Origin of the sequence: Chryseobacterium sp. NRRL B-14798, from assembly GCF_050470705.1 — a bacterium.
Taxonomy (GTDB): domain Bacteria; phylum Bacteroidota; class Bacteroidia; order Flavobacteriales; family Weeksellaceae; genus Chryseobacterium; species Chryseobacterium cupriresistens.
In genome coordinates this window covers 1,628,601-1,654,351 of sequence record NZ_JBFLUL010000005.1, presented here as the reverse complement: position 1 = coordinate 1,654,351, position 25,751 = coordinate 1,628,601, and the positions used below count along the sequence as shown (strand labels likewise).

14 protein-coding genes are annotated in these 25,751 nt (G+C 41.0%); all 14 read left to right on the top strand.

Annotation, left to right across the window (positions count from 1 at the left end; all coding sequences use genetic code 11):
• The first annotated feature begins 805 nt into the window (after positions 1–805).
• Positions 806–7,828, top strand: a complete 7,023-nt coding sequence (locus AB1278_RS07850; RefSeq protein ID WP_429813505.1) for an SDR family NAD(P)-dependent oxidoreductase — start codon at positions 806–808, stop codon at positions 7,826–7,828.
• A gap of 19 nt (positions 7,829–7,847) precedes the next feature.
• Positions 7,848–12,098 (top strand): beta-ketoacyl synthase N-terminal-like domain-containing protein, encoded by a 4,251-nt coding sequence (locus AB1278_RS07845; protein WP_429813502.1) that lies wholly within the window; start codon positions 7,848–7,850, stop codon positions 12,096–12,098.
• Positions 12,086–12,385, top strand: coding sequence for an acyl carrier protein (locus AB1278_RS07840; RefSeq protein WP_034696900.1), 300 nt, complete (start codon positions 12,086–12,088; stop codon positions 12,383–12,385). The genes AB1278_RS07845 and AB1278_RS07840 overlap by 13 nt, the downstream gene beginning before the upstream one ends.
• Entirely contained in the window at positions 12,376–13,158 is a 783-nt protein-coding gene (locus tag AB1278_RS07835) for an alpha/beta fold hydrolase (RefSeq protein ID WP_429813499.1), read from the top strand. Before AB1278_RS07840 ends, AB1278_RS07835 begins: the two co-directional genes overlap by 10 nt.
• A complete protein-coding gene (locus AB1278_RS07830) occupies positions 13,151–15,553 on the top strand; it encodes a glycosyltransferase (RefSeq protein ID WP_429813496.1) in 2,403 nt (800 codons plus the stop codon). The genes AB1278_RS07835 and AB1278_RS07830 overlap by 8 nt, the downstream gene beginning before the upstream one ends.
• Before the next feature lie 15 nt (positions 15,554–15,568).
• Positions 15,569–16,840 carry a condensation domain-containing protein gene (locus AB1278_RS07825; protein WP_429813493.1) on the top strand — a complete coding sequence of 424 codons (1,272 nt, stop codon included), beginning with the start codon at positions 15,569–15,571 and terminating at the stop codon, positions 16,838–16,840.
• On the top strand, positions 16,837–18,090 hold the full coding sequence (locus AB1278_RS07820; RefSeq protein WP_429813490.1) for a phthiocerol/phthiodiolone dimycocerosyl transferase family protein: 1,254 nt from the start codon (positions 16,837–16,839) through the stop codon (positions 18,088–18,090). The genes AB1278_RS07825 and AB1278_RS07820 overlap by 4 nt, the downstream gene beginning before the upstream one ends.
• Positions 18,087–18,635 (top strand): hypothetical protein, encoded by a 549-nt coding sequence (locus AB1278_RS07815; protein ID WP_343641906.1) that lies wholly within the window; start codon positions 18,087–18,089, stop codon positions 18,633–18,635. Before AB1278_RS07820 ends, AB1278_RS07815 begins: the two co-directional genes overlap by 4 nt.
• A 205-nt stretch (positions 18,636–18,840) precedes the next feature.
• Entirely contained in the window at positions 18,841–19,671 is an 831-nt protein-coding gene (locus tag AB1278_RS07810) for a helix-turn-helix domain-containing protein (RefSeq protein ID WP_343641908.1), read from the top strand.
• A gap of 46 nt (positions 19,672–19,717) precedes the next feature.
• Positions 19,718–20,134, top strand: coding sequence for a hypothetical protein (locus AB1278_RS07805; protein WP_429813487.1), 417 nt, complete (start codon positions 19,718–19,720; stop codon positions 20,132–20,134).
• A 313-nt stretch (positions 20,135–20,447) separates the two neighbouring features.
• Positions 20,448–20,972 carry a hypothetical protein gene (locus AB1278_RS07800; protein ID WP_429813484.1) on the top strand — a complete coding sequence of 175 codons (525 nt, stop codon included), beginning with the start codon at positions 20,448–20,450 and terminating at the stop codon, positions 20,970–20,972.
• Between the two features lie 75 nt (positions 20,973–21,047).
• On the top strand, positions 21,048–21,851 hold the full coding sequence (locus AB1278_RS07795) for a fimbrial biogenesis chaperone (protein ID WP_429813481.1): 804 nt from the start codon (positions 21,048–21,050) through the stop codon (positions 21,849–21,851).
• Positions 21,844–22,872, top strand: a complete 1,029-nt coding sequence (locus tag AB1278_RS07790) for a hypothetical protein (protein ID WP_429813478.1) — start codon at positions 21,844–21,846, stop codon at positions 22,870–22,872. Before AB1278_RS07795 ends, AB1278_RS07790 begins: the two co-directional genes overlap by 8 nt.
• Positions 22,873–22,913: 41 nt before the next feature.
• The gene (locus AB1278_RS07785; protein ID WP_429813475.1) at positions 22,914–25,670 is read left to right on the top strand and encodes a hypothetical protein; all 2,757 of its coding nucleotides are present in this window, start codon (positions 22,914–22,916) and stop codon (positions 25,668–25,670) included.
• Positions 25,671–25,751 lie beyond the last annotated feature (81 nt).

Sequence of the window (25,751 nt, the reverse complement as noted above, 5' to 3'; positions counted from 1 at the left end):
GTAAGCATATCAAACACTTACTGTTTTTTTTATGAATTTCGGAAACATATATTAATTATTCTTAAAATATCCTATCTATTTCTTTATCAAAAGGATAGGAAAAATTCATAAATAATTTAAATTAAATCACAATATATTGATTAATTTTATATAAATTTGCACTGTCCATTTATCAGATTGACAAAGGAGATTCTTACACTTTCGGACTCTTATCACTGTATATTATCTTTTTGTAATATTACTCAAAACAAATCTCTTGTTTTTGAAATATTTTATTTTTTATTCCTATATTTGCTTAACATTTTTTTAACTATAAATAGTTATAGTTAAAATTACTAAGATTGTATCGTCACGTTTCTAAGAATAATAAAACAATAAATATACTTTAATAGCATTTGAATAATTATACTTTTTATATTAAAAAATAGTTATCAAATTGCATTTATGATTAAATATATAATACAATTTTATTATTTTTATTTCATCGTAACAAAATATCATTGTATATCCCAGTGATATTGATGTTTTGTTATGAAACAACATTAACTATCCCAATACCGTAAATGCTATGAAAAACTTGACCAAAATCAGGCTGATGCCCTTTGAACAACCGGACACTAACCTTATATTATGCAATCTATTCCAGACCAATAGATCATTGAATAATTGCCAAAAAAAGATTCAATTCGTTAACGATCTAACAAAAACCAATTTTATTATATCATAATGATAAGCAATTGCCTTATTACCGAAAGGCAAAGCATGTTGTTATGAATCTCTGCTATCATTCAATAATTATCACGCCATGAAAAACTTAACCATTATTGGACTGACGCCTTTTGAAAAGCCGGACGTTACTCTTATATCCAGATTACACCAGGCGGGTGCATTCCCCGTTTTAAGTTTAGGAAATGAGATAACGGCTGCACAGGAAGCGTTACATCAACTTGATCAGATAGACGTACCATCTTATGGTATTTATTTTTCTGCAGACAACTTCGTCTCTCTTCAAATTCCTGAAAAGGTAAGATTTGCGATCCTTCCATTCGGAATGTCTAAGCCCTCTGCGCTGCCTGCAGTTTATCAGGTAACCAGTCTGGAAGAAGCAAGACAGGCTGAACAGGCGGGAGCAGAAGGAATCATTATCAAAGGAAATGAAGCAGGCGGATGGGTAGGCTATGAATCCACGTTTGTATTATTCCAGCGTGTGATCAAAGAAATCCAGAGCATTCCGGTGTGGGTACAGGGAGGAATAGGTCTCCATACCGCAGCGGCAACAAAAGCTTTGGGAGCAACAGGAATTGTACTGGACAGCCAGCTAGCGTTGTTCCCCGAAAGTTCAGTTCCTCAGGACCTCAAAGAAGTATGCTCAAAACTGAATGGTACAGAAACTAAGGTGATTGCCAACCATCGTGTATTGGTGAGACCCAACTCACCTTCCTTACCCGAGAATACAACTGCCGGAGATCTGAAACAATATTTTACAGGCCTGGATCTCAGCACTTGTTACATTCCAATGGGACAGGACATTTCGCTGGCCACAGATCTGTATGAAGACTTCAAAACACTGAAAAAACTTATTTTCGGTTTCAAAGAAGCCATGTACGGACATCTGAAGCAGGCAAAAGCACTCAAAGTAATTGATAAAGGAAACTCTTTAGCTCAGGAACTGGGACTGCAATATCCTATTGCTCAGGGCCCGATGACCCGTGTGAGTGACGTTCCTTCATTTGCCAACGCGGTAGCAGATGCCGGAGCTTTACCTTTTGTTGCTTTATCCTTATTGAAAGGAGAATCTGCAAAGTCTCTGGTAATGGACACCAAAAAGCTGGCCGGAGAAAAAACATGGGGAGTAGGAATTTTAGGATTTGCCCCTCAGGAATTAAGAGATGAGCAAACCTCTTATATATTGGAAGCAAAACCTCCGGTAGTTTTAATTGCAGGAGGAAGACCCGCACAGGCTAAAGTATTTGAAAAAGCCGGAATAAAATCATTCTTACACGTTCCTTCCCCCGCTCTTCTGGATATTTTCCTGAAAGAAGGAGCTAAAAACTTTATTTTTGAAGGACGTGAATGCGGAGGCCACGTAGGACCTCTGTCCAGCACAGTTCTTTGGGAAAAACAAATTGAACGTATTTTAAAAGAAGAGCATCCTGAAAACATCAGTGTATTTTTTGCAGGGGGAATTCATAACGCCTTTTCAACGGCATTTGTTTCCATCATGACAGCTCCGTTGGCTGCAAGAGGAGTAAAAATCGGGGTATTGATGGGTACAGCCTATCTGTATACTCATGAAGCTGTACAGACAGGAGCCATTCAGGAAGAATTTCAGTCCCAGGCTATGCAGGCAAAAGATACGGTCTTGCTGGAAACAGCTCCAGGACACGAAACCCGTTGTTTAAATACAGCTTTTACCCACCATTTCAATACAGAAAAAGCAAAACTTCTTGCTGCCGGAATGGATAAAAAACAAGTCTGGGAACAGCTTGAAAAATTAAATGTAGGCCGTTTACGTATTGCTGCGAAAGGCATAGAACGACAGGGCGATAAGCTTGTCAATATTCCTAAAGAGGATCAGCTGGACTTAGGAATGTATATGATCGGACAGGTAGCCACCATGCAGAATCGTGTGATCTCACTGGCAGCACTTCATCAAAGTGTTGTAGACAATTACGAACATATTCAGGAGGCGGCATTACCGGAAGAACCCGTTTCTACGGAAAAACCGCTGGACATCGCCATCGTAGGAATGGAATGTATTTTCCCGGGAGCTAAAAACCTTGATGAATACTGGAGAAACATCATTTTAGGAAAAGACAGTGTCACTGAAGTACCCGACGAAAGATGGAATAAGGAATTATACTACCATCCGGATTCTGACGGACCGGATGTATCCCACTCCAAATGGGGAGGATTTATTCCTAAAATCGATTTCGATCCATTGGCATTCGGTATTCCACCACAATCTCTTGCCGCTATTGAACCTACTCAACTGTTAACTTTATTGGTTGCCAAGCGTGCCATGGAAGATGCAGGATATGGAGAAAAACACATCAACAGAGAAAACATTTCTGTCATCATAGGGGCTGAAGGAGGAAATGATCTTGCCAACAGCTATAGTTTCAGAGGATATTATAAGCAGGTTTTCGGAGAACTTCATGAAGAAGTAAAAGAAGCCTTCCCACATACGACTGAAGATTCTTTCCCGGGTATTCTGGCAAATGTAATCGCAGGTAGGATTACGAACAGATTAGACCTTGGCGGCAGAAACTTTACGGTAGATGCAGCATGTGCTTCTTCTTTGGCTGCCATTGATCTGGCATGTCAGGAACTTGTATTAGGAAAATCTGATATGGTTCTTGCCGGAGGTGCAGACTTACACAATGGAATTAACGATTATCTGATGTTCTCCAGCACGCATGCTCTATCCAGAAAAGGAAGATGTGCTACATTTGACAGCGATGCAGACGGTATTGCTCTTGGAGAAGGTATTGCCATCCTTGTTTTAAAAAGATATGAGGATGCCGTACGTGATGGAGACCGTATTTATTCAGTGATTAAGGGCGTTGGAGGATCCAGTGACGGAAAAGCATTGGGCTTGACTGCTCCAAGACAGATAGGTCAGGTAAGAGCATTAGAACGTGCTTACACCCAGGCAGGTATAAGCCCTGCATCTGTTGGATTAGTGGAAGCTCACGGTACAGGAACGGTGGTAGGTGATAAAACCGAATTAAGTGCACTGACTAATTTATTCAGCCGTTCAGGGGCATTACCCGGGCAGACTCATTTAGGATCTGTAAAAACACAGATTGGTCATACAAAATGTGCAGCAGGATTAGCAGGATTAATCAAAGCTTCTCTTGCAGTATATCACGGTGTAAAGCCACCTACCCTTCACCTTCAGCAGCCTAACGCGTATTACAATGCAGAAACCAGTCCGTTTGCATTCCATGCAGAAAGTGGATTATGGGCAGAGAAAAACCGTTATGCAGGGATCAGTGCTTTCGGATTTGGAGGAACAAACTTCCATACCGTTATTGCGAACCATCCTAAGCAGGATGATTCAATTGCCATGCAGTCATGGCCTTCAGAACTGTTTGTTTTCCGTGGAGATACATATGAAGAAGCGAAAGAACAGTCCGGTCAGATTAAAACTTTATTAGAAATTAATGATGGTATTCCGTTACAGGATATTGCATACAGCTTAAGCATCAGTTCAGAAAAGCCTATCCAGTTCAGCATTGTGGCTGATACGGTTGAAGATCTGATGATGAAGGTTGAGCTGGTATTGTTAGGAATTGAGACTAAAGATACATTTACCGTGAATAAAAAAGAAGGTAAAGTAGCGTTCACATTCCCCGGACAAGGCAGCCAGAGAATCAATATGGCCCGTGACTTATTTGTCGTTTTCCCGGCCATGCGTAAGATTATTGATAATTATCCTGAGCTTGAAAAAGTGGTTTTCCCATCTAAAACTTTTAATGAGGCTGATGTAAAACAACAGAAAGAAACCATTAAAGATACCCGTTTAGCACAACCACTTTTAGGAATTGTAGACCTTGCATTGGCTCGATTCTTAGAATCATTGGGTATTATTCCAGATATGCTGGCAGGCCACAGCTACGGTGAAATTCCGGCTTTATGCTTTGCAGGAGTATTTGATGAAAATAAACTGGTTGACTTAAGTGTTCAGAGAGCTCAGTCTATTTTAAATTCTGTGGAAGGAGGAGATCCGGGTTCAATGCTGGCAGCAAGCGCTACAGCGCAACGTTTGCAACCGATTATTGCGAAAATAGAAGGATGCTATCCTGTCAATTTCAATGCGCCAACACAATGTGTGATCGCCGGAAGTACGGATGCGATCAATAAACTGCTTGAGACGCTTAAACAGGAAGGGATTTCTGCTAAAAAACTGGAAGTTGCCTGTGCCTTCCACAGTCCGTTGTTAGCAAAATCCAAGGAATTATATGCTGAGGTATTGAAAGATATTCCTTTCGGGGAAATGCAGATTCCGGTATGGTCCAATACCACGGCAGAAGTATATCCGGCAGATCCGGCAGAAATAAAAGAAAGACTTACTGACCACCTGGTACAGCCTGTGAGATTTGTAGAACAGCTGCAGGCCATGTACAATGACGGAGCAAGAATCTTCATTGAAGTAGGACCGGGAAAAGTTCTTACCGGATTAACCAAATCCTGTCTGGAAAAAGATCAGCTGACCTTATATGTTGAAGACAACAGCCACAATAAATTCAGTCACCTTCTTTGTATGCTGGCACAATATTTAGGAACCGGCCGAAGCTTTAATATTGAAAAACTTTTTGATGGCCGAAACGTGAAGGTTATTGATCTAAACCAACCTGAGCTTTATAAGAAAAGTCCAGCCATCTGGCGTGTTAACGGGCAGACTGCCCATCCAACTCATGGTAATCTGCCATCTAATGGTGCATTACCACTCATAAACCCTATTCCCATGAACAATTTTATTACGAATCATCAGGCACCGGCAGCTGAAGCGCAATCTACCGCTGAACGTATGCTGCAGGAATATTTAAACAGTATGAAATTAATGATACAGGCACAACGCGATGTGATGCTTTCCTTTATAGGACAGAATCCTCAGGCGTTTCCTGCTCCTGTATATCATTCACCGGTGCAGGCTCCGGCTCAACAGCCAGTTTCTGCTATTCCGGTTCAGCCTGTTCAGCAGGAAAGACCAGTAGCCGTTACAGCCGTGAAACAAGCACCTTCAAAAGATATCAAATCCTTATTACTGCAGGTGGTAAGTGACAAAACAGGATATCCTCAGGAAATGCTGGGTATGGAAATGGATCTGGAAGCGGATTTAAGTATAGATTCTATTAAAAGAGTTGAAATCATCGGAACACTTCGTAACGAACTGGGAACTCTGGGCAACGGAAACACCAGCGAAGACACCGTTATGGAGCAGCTGGCAGGTATAAAAACATTAAGCGGATTAGTTTCATGGCTTACTGAATTCTCAAGTGCTGAAACAACTGTTGCCACAGAAAAAAATGGATCTGCGGCCGAATCAACAGCTTCAAAACTACAGGCTCAGCCGGCATTTTCTCTTGAAGATCTTCAAAATGCGATTCTGAATATCGTAAGTGAGAAAACAGGATATCCGAAAGAAATGCTGGGTCTTGATCTGGATCTGGAAGCAGATTTAAGTATAGATTCCATCAAACGTATGGAAATTATCGGTGATCTTAAAACCAAGATCGGTTTTGGTCAAAACCTTGAACAGGCTGATGATGTCATGGAAAAACTGGCTGCGATTAAAACACTTCGCGGACTGGCAAGCTGGATCAATGAAATGAATGGCGAAGCCACTGAAACCAATAATGAAATTAAAGCAACCCCTGTAGAGCCGACTCAAAACGTACTTTCACGTCTTCGTTTTGACATCACACCTACTGATGCTTCTTTAGTGCAAAACACAGAAGTATTGCAGGGAAAACGTTTTGCCATTACCCAGGATAACAGCACTCATACCTCCGCAATCAAAGAAGCTCTGGAAAAACACGGAGCCATCGTAGAAGTAACAGATACAGAAAAAGATCTTTCCAACATTGACGGATTAATCATGCTGGACCTGTTCTCAGCAGCAGATAAACCAAGCATTATCGATCATGTGGATCTGATCAAAAAACTGGATTTTGATAAAGCAAAATGGGTATACCTGATCTCAGATATTCCTGCACATCTTCAGGAAATCACAGATGTAAGCATATTGCGCCATCATCAGGGTTATCCGGGACTTTTCAAAAGTCTAGCCAGAGAATTTGACAATACCGCCTGCAGACTGATCAGCCTTAGCACGCCTCAGGAAGTGGATCAGATTGCTGAAATCACTTTAAAGGAAATCCTTACGAATGATAAACCCGCTGAAATCATTTACAAAAATGATCAGAGACATAAAATAGACATCATTCCTTCTCCATTATCCACGAGTTTACATGAGGCCCATATCCAGCTAGATCAAAAATCTGTGGTATTGGTACTTGGAGGCGCACAGGGAATCACCGCCGAACTGGTAAAGCATATGTCTCAGGCTTATCCTTGTACCTATATTCTGGTAGGAAGATCCGCAGACCCTAGAAATGAACTTTCTGCGAAAGATTTTCAGGGAATGAAAACCAAAGAAGAAATCAGAGGTTTCCTGATCAAGTCTGGTCAATTCACTTCTCCTGCAGAAATAGAAAAAGAAACGACGAAGATTTTCAAAAATAATCAGATCCTGCGTACTATCCGTGACATGGAAAACCTTGGAAACACGATCATTTACCAATCACTGGATCTTTGTGACGAAGAAGGTTTAAGCAATCTGATCAGCAGTATTTATGAGAAATACAACCGTCTGGATGGAGTCATCCACGGAGCAGGTCTTTTAGAAGATAAATTATTCAAACAAAAGACCACAAGCTCCTTCGGACGTGTATTTGATACCAAAGTAAAACCACTTCGTGTATTGGCGGAACAGCTCCGTGAAGACTGCCAGTTTGTGGTATTATTCTCAAGTATTGCTTCCGTATACGGTAACAAAGGTCAGACCGATTATGCGGCCGCCAACAGTGTACTGGATGATTACGCGAAAGCTTTAAATAAAAGATTAAAAGGAAAAGTGATCTCTATCAACTGGGGCCCATGGAAAGGAGCCGGAATGGTCTCTTCCACCCTGGAATCTGAGTACGAGCGCAGAGGTATTTCCATGATTCCATTGGATGAAGGAAAAGAAATCTTCCTTAACGAAATTAAATACGGAACAGAAAGCCAGGTGCTGATCATGTCAGGAAATAATTGGTAAAACACTGTATAAACAAAGTATGAAAAAAACAGATGTTGCTGTAATTGGTTTATCCTGTGTCTTTCCCGGGGCACAGGATGCCAACACTTTCTGGCAGAATATTGTCAATAAAGTCGATTCTACCGAACTCGCTCCGGCGGATCGGATAGATCCTGTTCATTTCAGTGATGCCACAAGCCCCGTTGACCGTTTTTACTGTCAGCGTGGAGGGTTTATCCCTGATTATACTTTCGATCCTACCGCATTTGGTATTTTGCCATTAGCCGTTGAAGGAACGGAACCTGATCATCTGCTTACCCTTGATCTGGTACAGAAAGCACTGGAAGATGCAGGTATATTTCAGAAAAACATTTCCCTTGAAAAAACGGGAATCATAATCGGTAAAGGAAACTACACAGGTCCAGGTGCGACCCGAGCTATAGAAATTGTAAGAACCGGAGAACAGATTTCTTCATTGTTACAAGAGTTACTGCCTCACGTTTCTTCTTCCGATATTGAAAAGGTAAAGCATGCATTTCAGGAACGTAAAGGTCGTTTTGCAGCAGATACTGCGATGGGATTAATTCCCAATCTTGTTGCTTCTCTTGTCGCCAACCGTTTCAATCTGGGAGGTGCTGCATTCACTGTAGATGCCGCTTGTGCCTCTGCTTTAATTGCTGTAGATCATGCAGTGCAGGAACTTCAGAGAGGCCGTTCCGATATCATGATCGCAGGAGGTGTACACACAGGACAGAATGCTGCCTTCTGGAGTATTTTTGCCCAGCTGGGAGCAATGTCACGTCAGCAGCAGATCAAACCTTTCAGTATGGATGCTGATGGTCTGTTAATCGGAGAAGGTTGTGGTTTCGTAGTCTTAAAAAGACTGGAAGATGCCGTTCGCGATCAGGATAAGATCTATGCGGTTATTAAAGGCGTTGGCGTAAGCAGTGATGGTACCGGAACCAGCGTGATGAGCCCATCTGTAAAAGGTCAGCTGAAAGCGTTGGAACAGGCATGGATCAATGCTGATTTAGATAAAAATAAAGTGGGATACCTTGAGGCTCACGGCACAGGAACACCGCTTGGAGATAAAACAGAACTTCAGACCTTAGCCCAATTCTTCGGAAAAGAAGAATCAGCTCCAGCAGCGGGTATCGGATCTGTAAAGTCCAATATCGGACATGCCATGCCAGCTGCCGGAATTGCTGGATTAATTAAAACCTGTCTTGCCTTACATCACGATACTTTGCCGCCAACCTTGTATTGTGAGAATCCCACTGCAGAGATGCAGAACACAAGATTCGAACCGGTACAGGAAGCCAGAAACTGGTCAAAAACAGGACTACCAAAAGTAGCTGCGGTGAATGCTTTCGGATTCGGAGGAATCAATGCACACATTGTTTTGGAAGGGTATGATATGCCTAAAAAAGATCAGGTATTGATCTTGGCCAGACCTACTCACGAAGAACTGCTATCTGCATTACAAAATAATGAAACAACTATCGGCGAAGGAGATTTCAGAGTTGCGATATTCGATCCAACTCCTGCCAGAATAGAAAAAGCCATAAAAATTGTTTCCAAAAATATCATCTGGAAAAACAAACAGGATATCTGGTACACTTCTACCCCATTATTAAAAGATGGCGGTAAAGTAGCCTTTGTATTCCCTGGATTAGATGGTCTGGCAAAAGGTGAGGTAGAAACGGTAAGCCGTTATTTCGGATTATCAGCACCAATCGAAACAGAAGGTGAAGGTCTTTTAACCGATGCCTTAAACATCTTCAACAGCTGCAGTATACTTGATAATTCATTAAAAAAACTGGGAATTATTCCGGATATGAATGCAGGGCACAGTTTAGGAGAATGGCTGGCAGGATATTCGTCCGAGCTCGCAGAAGCAAATTCTGTAAAAGCTTTAATTGACGTGCTGAACCCTGAAACTTTTGAATTAAAAGATTCCAGATTCATCGCCATAGGAGCCGGAATTGAGGTAGTACAGCCTTTTATTTCAGAAATTTCAGACTTATATATTTCCAATGATAACTGCCCTAATCAGGTGATTCTTTGCGGAAGCAATACTGCTCTGGATGAGTTGGTTCCCTTGTTAAAAGCAAAACAGATCTTCCATCAGGTATTGCCGTTCCAGTCAGGATTCCACTCTCCTTTTATCGCTGATAAATTGGATGTGATCCTTGCGGGGATGGAAAAAGCACAGTTCCAGCAGACGAAAATCCCATTGTGGTCTGCCACCACTTTAGAACCTTATCCTGCAGATCAGGCAGCGATCAGAAAACTGAGTGCCGAACATTTGGTAGAACCTGTCCGTTTCCGTGAACTGACAGACAAATTATACGAAGAAGGCGCAAGAGTCTTCATTCAGGTCGGTACAGGAGGACTGATCGGGTTTATTGATGATACGTTAAAAGGAAAAGCATTCAGTACGATTGCTTCCAGCGTTCCGACCCGTTCTGCATTGGCTCAATTACAAAGAGTAGTTGCTTCATTATTTGTAGAAGGAAAAACAATTGCCCTTGACTTTTTAGAGATTCAAAATCATTCGAAAAAAGCTTCAGGAAAAGGCATTAAACTGGAATTAGGTTCACCTATCATCCGGAATTTTAAAGAGGTGAAAGCGTTGGCTCAGTCTTTTGACACGCCAAAACAATATGCAGCAACAGCTTCAGCTATTGCCACAAAAAGCGGACATCCTCTGGTACAGGCATTCCAGGATAACGTTGCCGATATGATCCGTATGCAGGAAGAAGTATTGACTTTATTCCAGAACCGTCCGGAAATCACCATCCAAAGACCTGCTCCTGTAGCTCCAGCCCCACAACCCATAAGAAGTACGACCTTTACAAAAGATCTGTATGTAACACTGGAAAGCCATCCATACCTGATCGACCACAGTTTATTGAGACAGCCCAAAGGCTGGGCTCATGTAGCAGATATGGAACCGGTTATTCCGATGACGATGATTTTTGAGCAATTAGCAGAAATCGCAGAAGCAGAAATCCCGGGAACATTGGTTCATAAAATCATGAATGTAAGTGTATTCCAATGGATGAACGTGGCCAAACCTTTCGAAAAAACCGTAAAAGGAGAATGGCGTTCACCGAATCATGCCTATCTTGACATTGAAAACTTTGCCAACGCAGAAGTAGTCTTAAAATCTGCTCCTGTTCCAACACCTGACTTCAATCTTTCCATCGGTAATCTTTTACCTATCGAAAGAACCCCTGAAGAAATCTACGACATGCACATGTTCCATGGAGACCAATATCAGGGAATTACAGAAGTTTCTGCCGTAGGAGATAAAGGAATCATCGGGAAGATAAAAGGAAACGGAGGTAAAGGTTCATTGCTTGACAATGCAGGACAGCTGTTCGGACTTTGGCTTCAGCTTACTTTGGTGAAAGACCGTATTGCATTCCCTGTGAAGATCAGAGATATTGAATTCTTCGGAGATATGCATGATCAGGAAGGCATTTTTGAATGTACCTGCATGCTGACTGAATTGAATGATGAATTCGCCATCGCAGATATCATCCTGAAAAGAGACGGAAAAATATGGTGCGCGATTACCGGATGGCAAAACAGAAGACTGGAAATTGATGCCGCCTTATGGAATGTTTCCATGTCACCACTGCATAACAGACTTTCAGAAGAGATTGCTCCTGAAGTATTTTTCTTCCATCAGGCCTATACCAGAGTGGCTTCATGGGATTTTATCCTGAAAAGATATTTCAACCAGACGGAAAAACAGCATCACCAGCAACTGTTGCCGAACAAGAAGAAAAATTGGATGGTAAGCCGTGTGGCGGTGAAAGATGCCGTAAGAAATCTTCTTCGCAAAGAAAAAAATCATGCCTGCTTCCCGATTACGTTTGAAATCCGTTCCGATGAAGTGGGGAAACCTTACCTTATCAGTGATTTTACAGATAACATCCATATTTCTCTGGCTCATAAAGGAAAAGAAGCTGTTGGGATCGCGAGATATGGAAAATCTGTAGGAATTGATATGGAACTGATGGAAGAACGCAGTTCAGGATTCTACGACATGGTATTTACCGACAAAGAATTAACCTTATTAAAAGACCGAGATCAGGCAGAATGGACCACCCGTTTCTGGGTAGCCAAAGAAGCTTATGGAAAGTTTCTGGGAACAGGACTGAAAGGAAATCCTAAAGCCTTCGAAGTCGAATTGATAAAAGACGATCACCTGTGGATCAACAATATTGAAATCAAAACTATTAAACATAAAAATTATATTATCGGATGGACACTGTAAACGCAACATTAAAAATGAACCACGAAGAACTTTTTACTTTATTAAAAGGTTTTATTACTGAAGTGATAGGTGCTGAATTTGTAGAAGAGATGGACATTACTCCTGAAAGTTCATTCACCAGAGATCTTGAAATGGACAGCATTGAGATTGTCTCTTTCTCTGAAAAGATCAAGGCGCATTTTGGCGATCAGATCGACTTTACAGGTTGGTTATCATCTATGGATCTTGACCAGCTTATTAATCTTGACCTTAGTATGATCATCAATTATATCTACGAATGCCAATAATCACTGTCAATAACAGGCAAGTTCATATACAGGAACTCAACAAAGGAGCCGGACAAACCGTGGTACTCATCCACGGTATGTTCAGTAACCTGTCCATTTATTATTTTAATATTGCCCCAATTCTGGCAAAACATTTCCATGTGGTGATGTACGATCTGAAAAGCCACGGTATGAGTGAACGCTTTCTGGATGGGTACGACCTTGACAATATGTCATCCGATTTAATAGGTTTAATAGATCACCTTCAACTGGAAAAAGTACACCTTGTCGGCTATAGTTTCGGAGGTCTTATCGCTTTAAAAACAGCTTTAGAATACCCGGACCGCGTGAATCAGCTTGTGGTGATGGAAGCTCCGGATCCTCAGGACGAAAAAGCCCGTAACATCATTGATGAATACAGCAAAGAATTTCTTGAGCATTACGTAGCCAATTTTACAGATACCACCAAAGTACAGATGGGCAAAAGACAAATGGAGAAGAACCACCGTATGTATGAATTTCTGTTTAATCAGACCAGCATCAAAGCAGATATGATTAAGGAAAAACATTTCCTGGGTGAAGCCCGTTTTAATGAATTATCGTCTCCCACTCTATTGCTTTATGGCGCTGATTCCAACTGCAGACCTACCGGTGAGTGGCTGCAATCTCAAATCAGCCAGTCTGAACTTGAATTAATTCCGGGTGATCACAATATTCCGATTCAGGAACCTCAGCGCATTGCTGAAACGATCGCTCAATTTTTATCTAAAATTTTAACACAAAACCATGGCTAAATTTGCATTTATAGTTCCACCATTGACAGGTCATGTCAACCCTACTTTAAGCATTGGTGCTACCCTGCTGGAAAGAGGACATGAAGTAGCCTGGATCAGCCTTGACCCGACTTTAGAGGCCAAACTTCCCGAAGGAGGAAAATTATTACTGATCCAATATGATCAGACCGACGAAGAAAAGAAAGAAAGTGAACAATATCTCGATATTATCTCCAAAAAAGTAGTGTATGGAATCGACAGTGTTAAATTCCTGTATGAAGAGGTTCTTATCCCGCTGAACAGACATTGCTATAATGGTATTGTTACTTTATTAAAAATAGAGCAGCCCGATTTGGTTATCGGGGATCATCAGTTATTTGCAGCTCCGGTTGCAGCCAAAACTCTTGGTATTCCTTACGCCACTTCTGTTACCGCTCCGGCAGCTATTAAAATCATGAATGAACTTCCAAAAGTACACGAATGGGAAGTGAATCAGATCATCGATTTGCAGAAAGAACTGGGTTTCCAGGAAGACCGCTCTCTGGCGACTTCAGACCTTCTGACCCTGGTTTTGACTTCCGGTTATTTCTTTGGGGAAATAGAAGATCTGCCGTCTCAATACCAATTCACAGGTCCGGTTCTTACGGAAAGACGTGTTTCATGTGAATTCGACTGGGAAAAATTAAAAAGCAAAGACAATAAAAAGATCTTAGTAAGTATCGGAACTACCTTCGATCACGACCATAAAAAAGCATTTTTCCAGAAGGTTATTGATGCCTTCAAAGATGAAGATTTGACTGTGGTAGTAGTTTCCGATCCACAGCTTTTTGAGCAATGGCCGGACAATTTTATGGTGTATCAACAGGTTCCACAGCTGGATCTACTGCCTCATCTTGACGGTGTGGTGTGCCACGGCGGCCATAATACCGTTTCTGAAACATTATCCAATGGTATTCCTTTGGTTGTGATTCCTATTGCCTATGATCAGTCGCATGTTGCAGGGCGTGTGGTGCGTACAGAAGCGGGTGAGCGCCTTAATTTTAACAGATTTAAAGCCAATCACCTGAGAGAAGCCGTACACAAGATTTTAAATACTCCGGGCTACCGTGAAGCGGCTCAGAAAGTAGGAAAGTCTTTTGTGGAAGCAGGAGGCGCTGCTACAGCAGCCAACCTATTGGAACAGGCTATAGTAAAGGCTTCAAAACCTGAAAAACCGTCTAGATTTTTATTTGTAGTTCCTCCATTTTTTGGACATGTGAGCCCTACTTTAAGTGTGGGAGCGAGTTTAATTGCCCGCGGACATGAAGTAAAATGGTTTGGGATTACCCCGTTAGACAGTAAACATATTCCTGAAGGAGGTTCTTATTTCTACCCTGAAGAAGATCTTGTTCCGTATCAGGAAGAAATTGCCCGTATCTTGAAAAGGCAGGACGACGGACCCGCATGCTCCGGTCCTGAAGTAATGAAACTGGCACTGGAAGAAACCTATGTTCCTTTCGCTAAAATGATGATGCCGGGATTAACGAGACTCACTGAAAGCTGGATACCTGACGTGATTGTAAATGACTGTATCACTTTCGGAGGGGCTCTTTTCGCCCATAAAAACAATATTCCTTGTGTAACGACAACTCCTGTACCACCAGATGTGATGGGAGATACGGAAAAAAGTGCTCCAAAAATCTGGGAATGGCAGCAAAACCTTATCAAAGACCTGCAAAAAGAAGTAGGAATTCATGAGGAGGGAATTTATATCCATTCTCACAAACTGAATATGGTGTTTACCTCCCAGGCTTTCGCAGGATTTGAAACCGTTCCGCCTCATATGAAATTTGTGGGCCCGGTAAAAGGACGTCCGAATGATGCTCTGTTTGACTGGGATAAACTGAATGCGTCTACCACTCCAAAAATCTTTGTATCATTGGGAACGCTGCTGGTAGACATCAGAAAAGCTTTTTTTGAAAAAATCATTGCAGCATTTAAAGATCAGCCTGTAACCGTGATTGCCGCTACTCCACCCGAAATTTTTGAAGAATGGCCGGACAACTTTATCGTGAACAGCTTTGTGCCACAATCGGCAGTGATGCAGCGAATGGATATGGTCATCTGCCACGGTGGTTTCAATACTGTAAATGATACTTTCCGTAACGGATTGCCCATGCTGATCACGCCTATTGCCTATGATCATTTCCATATTGCCAAACTGATCGAGCAGGCAGGCTGCGGAATCAGCATCCGGTATAAAAGACTCCGCGTAGAGGCCCTTCGTGAAACCGTTTTTGAATTATTGGAAAATCCTAAATACAGAACTGCCGCTCAGGAAGTAAGAAATACATTCACCCTTTCCGGAGGAAATGACAAAGCGGTAGAGTTGTTAGAAAATTTTGTAAACGAACATTCAACATTAGCTTCTGTGTAGCCTATGAATCAACCTATGAAAAGAAGATTACTATTTGGTGAACGTATGTTACTGGGAGACGGAACAGAACCTTTTAACGCGGTCATTCCGTTCAGACTGAGAGGAACTTTTACCTTAAAAGAGATCCAGCAGGCTCTGGCCCGGATTCAAAACAAACACCCTTGGCTGAGAGCATTAATCAGCCATGATGAAAAAAATATTCCATGGTTTAATGTTCCTGAAAAAACGGTTTCCATTCCTGTAAGAATCGTCACCAGACAAAGTGAGGACCAGTGGCAGGAAGAATCCATGAAAGAATGGAACACCATCTTTAATTACGAAAAATTACCCCTGATCCGGTTTGTCTGGATCAAAGGGGAAAACGTTTCTGACATGTTATTTGCGTTCCACCATTGTCTTTGCGATGGTGGTTCTGCAATGGCCTTCCTGAAAGAGTTTTTAATGGCTCTGGACAACCCGGCTGCCGATATCGGGATAGAAAACCCGATCTTGGGAATTGAAGATGTGGTTCCTGCCCATATCCTGAACAGCCGCAGACAAAAACTGAAAGCCAGATTTATAGGTAGGCTGGCTTCTACCGCGATTAAATGGATTCCTACAGGCAAAAAAGCTGTGGAAAGACAAAGTGATTACCTCATCCATTGGAAGCTGGATGAAGCGGTAAGCAAAGAATTAATCGCTTACTGCAAATCCCAGGGGGTAACGGTAAATACATTTTTAAGTGCGGCGGTATTGCAGGCATTTAAAAAAGTAAGAGCAGAAAAGTCCTTCAATAAAGTTTCCTGTCCGGTAGACATCAGACGTTTTGCAGGACAGATCAAAGAAGATCATATTTTCGCTTTCGGGCTGATGATCGTGGTTTCTTCTGATGAAAACCTAAGCTTTGAGGATAATCTCCGTGTGATGCAGAAAGCTGTGGAAAAAAAGACCTCAAAACTGAATCCTTATATCACCATGATGGTCATGGAATCCGGGCATGATGCCCTGAGTAATTTCACCAGGCTGTTGAAGAACGGAAAATCCTCCAACGATTGTATGTTTTCCAATCTGGGACGCATTCAGATTCCTCATGAGTACAAGGAGTTTACGGTAGATACGATTTTCAGTCCATCAGTAATAGGACCGCTGGGAAATACAACTACAATGGTAACCTCAACGTACCGGGGTGAAATGGATTTTTCATTCATGGGAAGCGAAGGATATTTACCTTACACAGATGCACTGGCAGTTCGTGAAGAGGTAATGCGGATCATTCATTCTCAACTAAAACAAATGGCAGTATCATGATCAAAAGACCCTTAATGATGGTGGAAAGGATCATGTATGTAGATCCTGAAACTCCTTTAAACTGTATCTATACGGCAAGAATCAAAGGAGAGATTCCTGAAGAAAATTTTAAAGCTGCTTTAATAAGAATCCAGCAGAAGCATCCTATTCTAAGAACGAATATTGATCATAACATCGGAAACTATCCTTATTTTATGGGACAGAAAGATATTGAACCTATTCCGCTTCGCATTGTAGAGCGTACAACAGACGAAGATTGGTTCAAAGAATCCGAAAAAGGATGGTTTAAACTTTTTGAAACACCCAAAAAACCATTGACCGAAGTAGTCTGGGTAAAAGGACAGGATATTTCCGAAATCCTTTGGATCATGCCTCACTGTATATCCGATGGAACCACCGGAGTAACCTTACTGCGTGAGCTTCTGAGTTTGCTGGACAATCCTTATGCTCCATTAATTCCTTATGTTGCTTTTGAATCTGTTGATGATTTCCTGCCTTCGGATTTTAATACAGCAATCAAAAAATATAAGGCCGGTCTTTACCTTCTGTTCGCCAGAATATTCTTTTCCATCCAGCGGAAAAGCAAAAAAAGAAACCAGGGAAAAAGCTATACCATTCACTGGAAAATGACTCAGGAAGAAACCCGACTTATCACTGAAAAATGTAAAGCCAACCAGATTTCTGTGCATGCTTTGCTATGTTCTTCCGTGATGCAGGCCTTCCGTGATGTTCAGGGGGACCGTGCCAAAGGTAAAGTGATCAGCCCGGTAGATGTGCGTCACTTTATTCCGGAAATTAAAGAAGATCATTTATTTGCTTTTGCCCCAACCGTGGAGCTTTCCATCAGGAAAAACAGCAATGATGTGATGGACAATGCCAGGCAGATCAAAAAAGATCTTACCGCAAAAATCAATAAGATGGAAGCCCGTGAGCTCCTTTGGATGGGAGAACACATGCATCCTGTTGTAGGGCGGATGATCAATATGCTGAAATCCAGCGAAGGCGGGCATGATATTACCTTATCCAATATGGGCAAGATCAATATCCCGAATGATTATAAAAACTTCAGTCTGGAAACGATTTTTAGTCCTACCGTGGCTTTCCCATGGCTGAACTCAAATACCTTAGTCACCAGTACGTACAACCAGCAGATGGACTTCACCTTCATGTCCAATGAAAATTTTCTTCCCAAAGAGGAAGCTCATCTGATAAAAGATAAAGCCATCGAGCTATTGACAACTTCTCTATGAAATTTAAAATAAAGCCTCCGAAGCCCAGACTGATAAAGAAAACCACCCTCAAACGCTTTCTCATAAAGCGTACGATTTATTATGTCCTTCCGAATGTGTTTTTTAATTTCATTATTGCTTACGCCAGTTTCAAAGAATTGGGCTACACCCATTTTTTTTCAGGAACTCAGAATTTGGCCCGTCTTACCCTGCCGATGGCCATCTTCCTTCCGGTGGTTCTTACCATAGACATCATCAAAAGAGTAACGGATGCTGCCAGCCAGGAAGCCATAGAGTTTACGGTAGACGAACAGCTTAATATCAAAAAGCTGATGACCAGACTGAGCATCTTACATGGATTGATTACAGGACTATTGGTATTGTCGCTGCTGTTTATAGGACAGTATAATTTTTCAAAAGATTACAAACTGGATGCAACAGCAATGGCTGTTGTGGTGGGAACGCTGGCCGGAATTCTGTCTGTGGTTTTTGTATACTTACCCATATGGAGGTTAAGGAAATGGATGTGCAAAGTAACATCAGTCCCTGCAGATTTAAACACATAATTTCCCAATAAAAACATACATCACTGTATATCATTGAATTAACAATAAAAAAAATATAACAACACCCGGTTGATCATGAGGTTACCGGGTATTTTTACGGGCATCTTGACTTAATTTTTTTCTTTAAAACTTACTATTTGGTAAATTTTTTATATTTATATAATAATTTACAAGAATTTTTCTTGAACAGAATGGTTAATAATGTATGTACAAAATCACGGATCAATTAAAAAATATAGGATTCAGTATCAATCGTTTAGATTATATTATCGCCCGAAATAACAACAAAAGAGAATTCAATACCCTGGAATATTTTTGTATTTATATTATTCTGGAAAACACCCAGCTAACGGTAGAGAATGTTCCATACCCTTTAAAAAGAGGAAGTATTGCCTTCGTAGGGCCGCAAAAGAAAATAGTTTTTGGTGAAACCAAAAGATCAGATGTGTATTCAATTGCTTTTTCATCCAGTTTTTATGAAAGATCAACCAAAGACAGTCTTTTTATCAATTCTCAGCTTTTTTATAATTATAATTCCGATATATTTATAGCACCTTTCCTCAATGTAGAACAGATGAGAGTGGTTTTTCTTGAGCAGATGGAAAGTTTCAGAAAAAAGGATGAAAGCTTATATATAGCTGCTGCCCATAATGCTATAGAACGACTGATGCTGGATGCCCTTCTGCATATTCCTACTGAAGAAATCAAAAAAGAAATCAAATTTGACTATATGTATTATGTCAACCGGTTCAAAGTTCTGTTGCAAAGAGACTATAAAAAGGCAAAAAAAGTGGCTTATTACGCCGAAGAACTTAATATCTCATCAAGAAAACTGACCGAGATGACAGAATATGTATTGGGAAAAACAGCCAAACATATCATCATTGAAAAACTCATTACCGAATGCAAAAAAGCCCTGAGCTTCTCCAACTCCACGATTTCTGAGATATCTTATGATCTGGGTTTCAGCAATGAAGGAAACTTTACTAATTTTATTAAAAAACATACGGGAAAAAATCCCTCCGAAATGAAATAATTTGTATATTTACATAAGTAACCTTTTGGGGAAAAATATAGGTTATATGCTTGCAAAGTATATTTTATTCATTTTGCTTTATTTTGCTTTTACAAAATCATTTGCACAGGCAGCAGACGGTTTGAGGCTTAACGTTAGGCTTTATCCTGTACAGATGCTTGCTGTAGGCACAGGATTTTCGGACGAAGGGAGCGAGTCTTCCTTCCGGGAAGTTCAGTCTGTAACCATCTCAAGTCCGTCCGGATTTCAGCTGAAAGCAGAATATGATGAAGATCGTGATACGTCCGGTACTTCCGAAAGCAACAGGGAAAGATCTGGTGATTACCCTCTTATCAGCCATCACAAAGGGGTGGTTCAAAAGAGATATATCATCGATTATGAGTTAGAAAATGCAATGGAAGATTTAAGCTCCAACAGCAGTGATGAGCAAAATTTTTTAATATTAACTCTAATTTCTCAGTAAAAAATTAAGCAACGCTTAAAAAAATTACTATGCATTGAATAATAATTCTACAATTTATTCATTCCCTATATATTAAGTAAAATTAATGTTTAAGATTAATAAAGCATTTTTTTTACTTTATGGTGATTTTATCACCATTTAAACTATACTTTTTGTGTAATTATTCACAAAAGGTATTTATTCCTGCGCGCTTATTTCTCCGTAAAAATTCACAAATAATAAGTATTTTTTCACAAAGGTCCTGATGTTCTTTGTATTTACCTTTGCAACCGCAATTTTAAAAACAATTAATACAAAAAACATCCTTAACCTTATGAAAAATTTGATCTTAGCTTCTTTTGCTATCCTGGGATTCTCAACATTAAAAGCACAACAGAATGTAACCCTTAACGTGAGACTTAAACCTATTCAGACTCTTGTTGTTAACAACGCTCAAAAAATCGTTAACCTGGACTACGTAACCAAAGATGACTATGCCGACGGTGTATCTTCTCTCAACGCAGATCACTTAAGCATTTACAGCACAGGAGGATTCCAGGTAAAAGTAAAAGGTGGTAACGATGTATTACAGCAGGGAGGTAAAAACATCCAGGCTAACACGATCCAGATTATTGCAAGCGCAGGCTCTGAAGCTGTAAACGGTGCTCAATATGCTCAGAATGTACATTTATCAGCTAGCGAAGCTACTTTGGTAACTTCTTCTACCGGAGGGGTAGACAAGAAAATCAATATTGAATATAAAGGTGCAGGAGCTAATACTTACCTGGATAACTATATCGCGGGACAAGATCCAACAGTATATACTACTGAGCTGACGTATACGATTATTTCTCAATAATAGCTATCATTATGTAATGATAAAGTGTTGTACCTACCCCAGCACTTTATCAACATTTAAAAACTAATCTCCGTCATGAGCAGACTCTCTCTTTTCCTTTTCAGTCTTCTTTTCCTATCCTCTTTTCGCGGATACGCACAAACAGGAGTTTCGGTTTCACCGCCAAGACTGTACTTTGAATCGGGAAACGGAAACAGCAATACCCAGACAATAACGGTAACGAATGTAAGTGCCAAGAATTCTCTGGACCTGGCTGTAAGCCTTGGAGACTGGGAATATGACGGCAAAGGTGAGAATGTAACCTATCCCGCCAATACCCTTCCCGCTTCCTGCGCAAGTTGGGTTTCGGTCAAAAAGGAAGATAATTACTTTACTTTGGCTCCGGGAGAAAAAAAAGATATTGAGGTCACCATTACGGTTCCGAATGCGCTTTCAGACCAACTGGCTGCCCATACAGCCGTTTTGTATGTTAGTCAGATGAACCCGGTAGATGATGTGGATCATAAGGGCGCCAACATCAAAGTGAGCATCCGCTCAGGAATCAAATTATTCCATAAGCTGCCTGCCGCCAAAACTAAAAAACTTGAAATCCAGAATCTGGTTTACGGAAAAACAACCAATACCATCAACCTCTTTTTTGAAAATCAGGGCGATGTATGGGGTGACGGAAAAATTTTCACCGACTTTGTGAATACCCAAACCGGGAAAAAAGTATCACTGGATCCCATTATCTTTTACAGCATGCCCGGGAACAAAAGAGAAATGGATATCCCGCTTCCGGCAAGCCTTGAAAAAGGGAAATATACCGCTTCTGTAATGATCGATTACGGAGACAACAACAATCTGGAATTAGGAGAATTAAGTTTCAGCTATGAATAGTAAAAAATTCTTCTGTTTCTTTCTGCTGATCTCTCTGAACTGCTTCTCACAGGTCAATTACAATTCCTGGATAAACAGCTACTTACAGATTAATTCCTACAGCGGAAATACCAATCTGGATGCATACACCTTTACCCTGTCCGGTAATGGAGCGTTTAATATTCCTTACTGGAAAATATCCATGAGGCTGAAACAGCCTATCACTTCTACAGACGGAAATTATACGATGCCTTCCAACAAAATATCATTTCAGCCGGTTTCCACTTCAGGACAGGCTTATCCGGGACCCGTACCCACCATTCCTCAGATCGGAATGCCGTTAAATACTTTTCTTCAGGCCAACCAGGAAATCTTTTTAATTCCACAGTCCAATGCAGCACTATACAACCAGCCGCCACATCCCAACGGTTACTATAACCTGCAGGTAAAATACAGCCTGACCGTTATGGGAGGATCTTATCTGGGAAGTTACCCTTCCTGGACCAGATTTACTGTTCCGGTTCAGTTTACAGCGTATGACCAGTACAACAATATTATCGGCAGGGCTGATCATAATTTTCAGATTCACATCGGACCGCTCAGCGGAACTCCGACCGATGTCCCTGAAATGTCGCTTCAGTTTTCAGCAAAAGCGGTCAACGGATCACTGGAATTCAAAAGTATGCCGGATTATGTCAACGGAGTAAGTGTCACCTATTCCAATGGACTGATTGTAAAAAGCAATACCAATTACCAGATCAAATTACGTTCTCTTCAGGGGCAGTTCAGCTCTCCAGCCGGAAACTACATTGCTTTAGGAACCGTAAAAATGAATCTCATCCCCGTTTCTGGAAACAATGGGAATGTATATCCTATCCTGCTAAGTGCTTCTCCCCAACTTATTGCGACTGGAGGCTCAACCGGAAATTCAAGCTTATATTACGATATCAGATATTCCACCAAAGCCAATGATGAAAGATTGATTAATGCCAAATCTGAAGAATATTCCACCACCCTTCAATACGAGATTATCCCCCAATAACCATGCTTCAAGACCTGTTCAAAAAAATCTTTTTCATTTTTTTGATTTCGTTTCAGATATGGATTCCGGCGCAAAGCAGTTCCGGGATAAGTCTTGATATCCGTAATGAATCCAGAACAGATAAAACAGGCATTCTGGATCTGATCATCGTCCTTGACAATCAAAGCACCAATGATTTCAAAGGAAAAATAAATATTACTATTCCTCAAGGTTTCAGAAATATTTCGGGCAACAATCTTCAGGTGGAAATGAAATCCGGTGAACATCTTTTCATTCCGGTAAAGATCGTAGTCAGCAATAATGCCGTTTCAGGAGAATCCCGTCTGGGTTTCCGTCTTTCTGACCAGCAGAATAAAACAATGGCGGAAAAAGAAATACCTTACACCGTTACTGAAAATAATGCCATGCGCATCACGGCAGAAACCCCTCTGATCTATGTAAATAAGGCTACCGATTCCGTAGAAGTAAGGGCAAGGGTTTCCAATCTTGGGAACAGAAAGCAGCATGTAACGGTTGTCTTTAAAATTCCGGAAGCAGAGCAGGGAAATGCTTTTATAGAGAAAACAGGAAGTATTGGCGTGCAGAAAGATTCAGTCTTTGTGTTCCGTTTTCTGCCTTCCCGAATCAGATCCCGCAGCACTCAGATTTCCGTTAATATTGCAGGTTTCAGAGAGCCGGACAGAGAGATATTCGGCAACACTACGGTATCTGTGCAAAATGTTTCTTCGGTACAGCGTTATGAGGATATGGAATCCACCGCTTTTTCCAACTTTACCAGGAATACCATCACGGCAAGTTACAGGCATGCCGGAGAAAACCTGGACATGTATCAATTGGTAGGTTCGGGAGGTTTCAACCTTCCTTCAGGATATATTTTCATCCGGGGAAATATCTATACCATGAAGAATCAGAGCGATCCTATTGTCAATAATACCTATCTGACCTATCACAGGGAAAACAGTGAATTCACGATCGGAAATATTAATAAATTACTGGAACTTTCCCTATTCGGAAGAGGGCTGGAATATGCCTACACGTCTCCGGACAAAGACAAGAAAATTGAAGCAGGTTTCGTAGACCAGACCTACAGCCTGATCGAAAGAAATTCTTTTCTGAAATATGGTTATGGATTTTATACCCGGGGAACTCTTGGAGCTCAAAATGCTTCCCGCAATATCTCCGGAACGTATATTTTCAGGGATGATCCTTACGAAAAAGCCAGACATCATGTAGCCGGAACAGACCTTCAGTATGCTTTCGGCAAAGACTGGAGAACCAATACCAAGGTCTATGGCGGACTGAGTTTCTACGAAAACAACCAGCCCTCCAAGCCTTCTTTAGCTTTGGAATCCCAATATTCCGGAATGATCAAAAAGGTGAATCTGAACGGAAATTATTTCTACAGCACAGATTATTATCCCGGAAACAGAAGGGGAATTTTGCAGATTCAGCAGAATTTCTCTACCATGATTTTCAAAGACCATAATGTGTATGCCAACATTACGGCTTCCCATTTTTCACCCAAGTTCTACTTTTACGACAACACCCTGAATTCAAGCAATCTAAGACTGGATACAGGAATCAACTTCCCTAAAAAAGGGAATTTCGGGATGGGACTTGGCTATCAGTATCAGGAAGAAAATTCCAACTCTTATAATAATTTCTTCAATGCCCAGCCTTACGAGAACACAAAACAGCTGAAAGCCCAGCGTTTTACGGAATACCTTACCTGGCTGAGCCCTGATAAGCAACACTCCTCCATCTTAAGCATGGAAACAGGATTGGTTCAATATCCGGACAACGACAAACAGCAGTTTCAGATGAAAGCAAGCGGAACCTACAGCTACAAATGGCTTACCGTGAACGGGATCTATCAGCATGGAAGTTATTTTCTTTCCGAATATGCTTTTTCAAAAATGATGAACCAACGCACACCCTACGAAAAACTTTCCCTTTCTGCTTTTGTGAATAAAAATTTCTTCAACCGTCAGCTGAATGTCACCTCAGGGGTTTCTTATACGGATGATGTTCTGTACGGAAAATCGCCTTCCGGCTTTATGAACCTGAAGTATTCAAGGGAAAAATATGCCCTGTACCTGAACTCTTCCTACTTCAGTTATACTGCAGGAAGTTTCACCAATAACCTATTGACCGTTGAAGCCGGTGTGACCGTCAACCTTAGAAACAGCACTCTTGATCCGGGTAAAAAAGGTGATATCAAAGCATTTGTCTATTATGACCTGAACGAAAACAATATCTATGATGAAGGCGACAAAGAAGCGGCAGGTTATCTCATTATGCTCAACAATATTTCATTTAAAACCGACCCGTCAGGTTCTATCAGCTACCGGTCTATCCCTTATGGAAAATATGCCCTGAAACAGGTGATCCAGCAAGGCTGGTATTATGATGAAACTGAATTTACGGTAGACAAACATCACTACTCTTTTGAGATTCCCCTTCATCAAAACGGAACGACCCAGGGAAAAATAACCTATGATTTTGACACCAAAACAGCAGTAGATTTCACACCCAAAGTCGGGGGTATTCTTTTCAATATTTACCGCAACGAACAGTTAGTACATCATATCATCACCGACGACAACGGGGAATTTGCCTCATTCCTACCCTCCGGAACTTACAGGATTGAGCTGAACAAAAACTCTCTTCCGTCCAATACCTATTGTGAACGCTCTACAGATACTTTCAAAGTGGAAGCCGGGAAAATAGTAAAACTGGAGCCTTTTGTGATTAAGGTAAGGGAGAAGGTGATTAGGGTGAAGAAGTTTGGGAATTAAAGCAATGAAATATAACTCATTACGCCCCTTCGTTATTAAGAAATATGCCTGAAGTATCTATGGAGTAAGAAAATAGTTTCA

Coding starts and splice junctions, on each gene's coding strand:
- AB1278_RS07835 (WP_429813499.1), top strand. CDS start 12,376: ATGCCAATAATCACTGTCAATAACAGGCAAGTTCATATACAGGAACTC.
- AB1278_RS07830 (WP_429813496.1), top strand. CDS start 13,151: ATGGCTAAATTTGCATTTATAGTTCCACCATTGACAGGTCATGTCAAC.
- AB1278_RS07790 (WP_429813478.1), top strand. CDS start 21,844: ATGAATAGTAAAAAATTCTTCTGTTTCTTTCTGCTGATCTCTCTGAAC.
- AB1278_RS07795 (WP_429813481.1), top strand. CDS start 21,048: ATGAGCAGACTCTCTCTTTTCCTTTTCAGTCTTCTTTTCCTATCCTCT.
- AB1278_RS07815 (WP_343641906.1), top strand. CDS start 18,087: ATGAAATTTAAAATAAAGCCTCCGAAGCCCAGACTGATAAAGAAAACC.
- AB1278_RS07845 (WP_429813502.1), top strand. CDS start 7,848: ATGAAAAAAACAGATGTTGCTGTAATTGGTTTATCCTGTGTCTTTCCC.
- AB1278_RS07850 (WP_429813505.1), top strand. CDS start 806: ATGAAAAACTTAACCATTATTGGACTGACGCCTTTTGAAAAGCCGGAC.
- AB1278_RS07825 (WP_429813493.1), top strand. CDS start 15,569: ATGAAAAGAAGATTACTATTTGGTGAACGTATGTTACTGGGAGACGGA.
- AB1278_RS07805 (WP_429813487.1), top strand. CDS start 19,718: ATGCTTGCAAAGTATATTTTATTCATTTTGCTTTATTTTGCTTTTACA.
- AB1278_RS07840 (WP_034696900.1), top strand. CDS start 12,086: ATGGACACTGTAAACGCAACATTAAAAATGAACCACGAAGAACTTTTT.
- AB1278_RS07810 (WP_343641908.1), top strand. CDS start 18,841: ATGTACAAAATCACGGATCAATTAAAAAATATAGGATTCAGTATCAAT.
- AB1278_RS07820 (WP_429813490.1), top strand. CDS start 16,837: ATGATCAAAAGACCCTTAATGATGGTGGAAAGGATCATGTATGTAGAT.
- AB1278_RS07800 (WP_429813484.1), top strand. CDS start 20,448: ATGAAAAATTTGATCTTAGCTTCTTTTGCTATCCTGGGATTCTCAACA.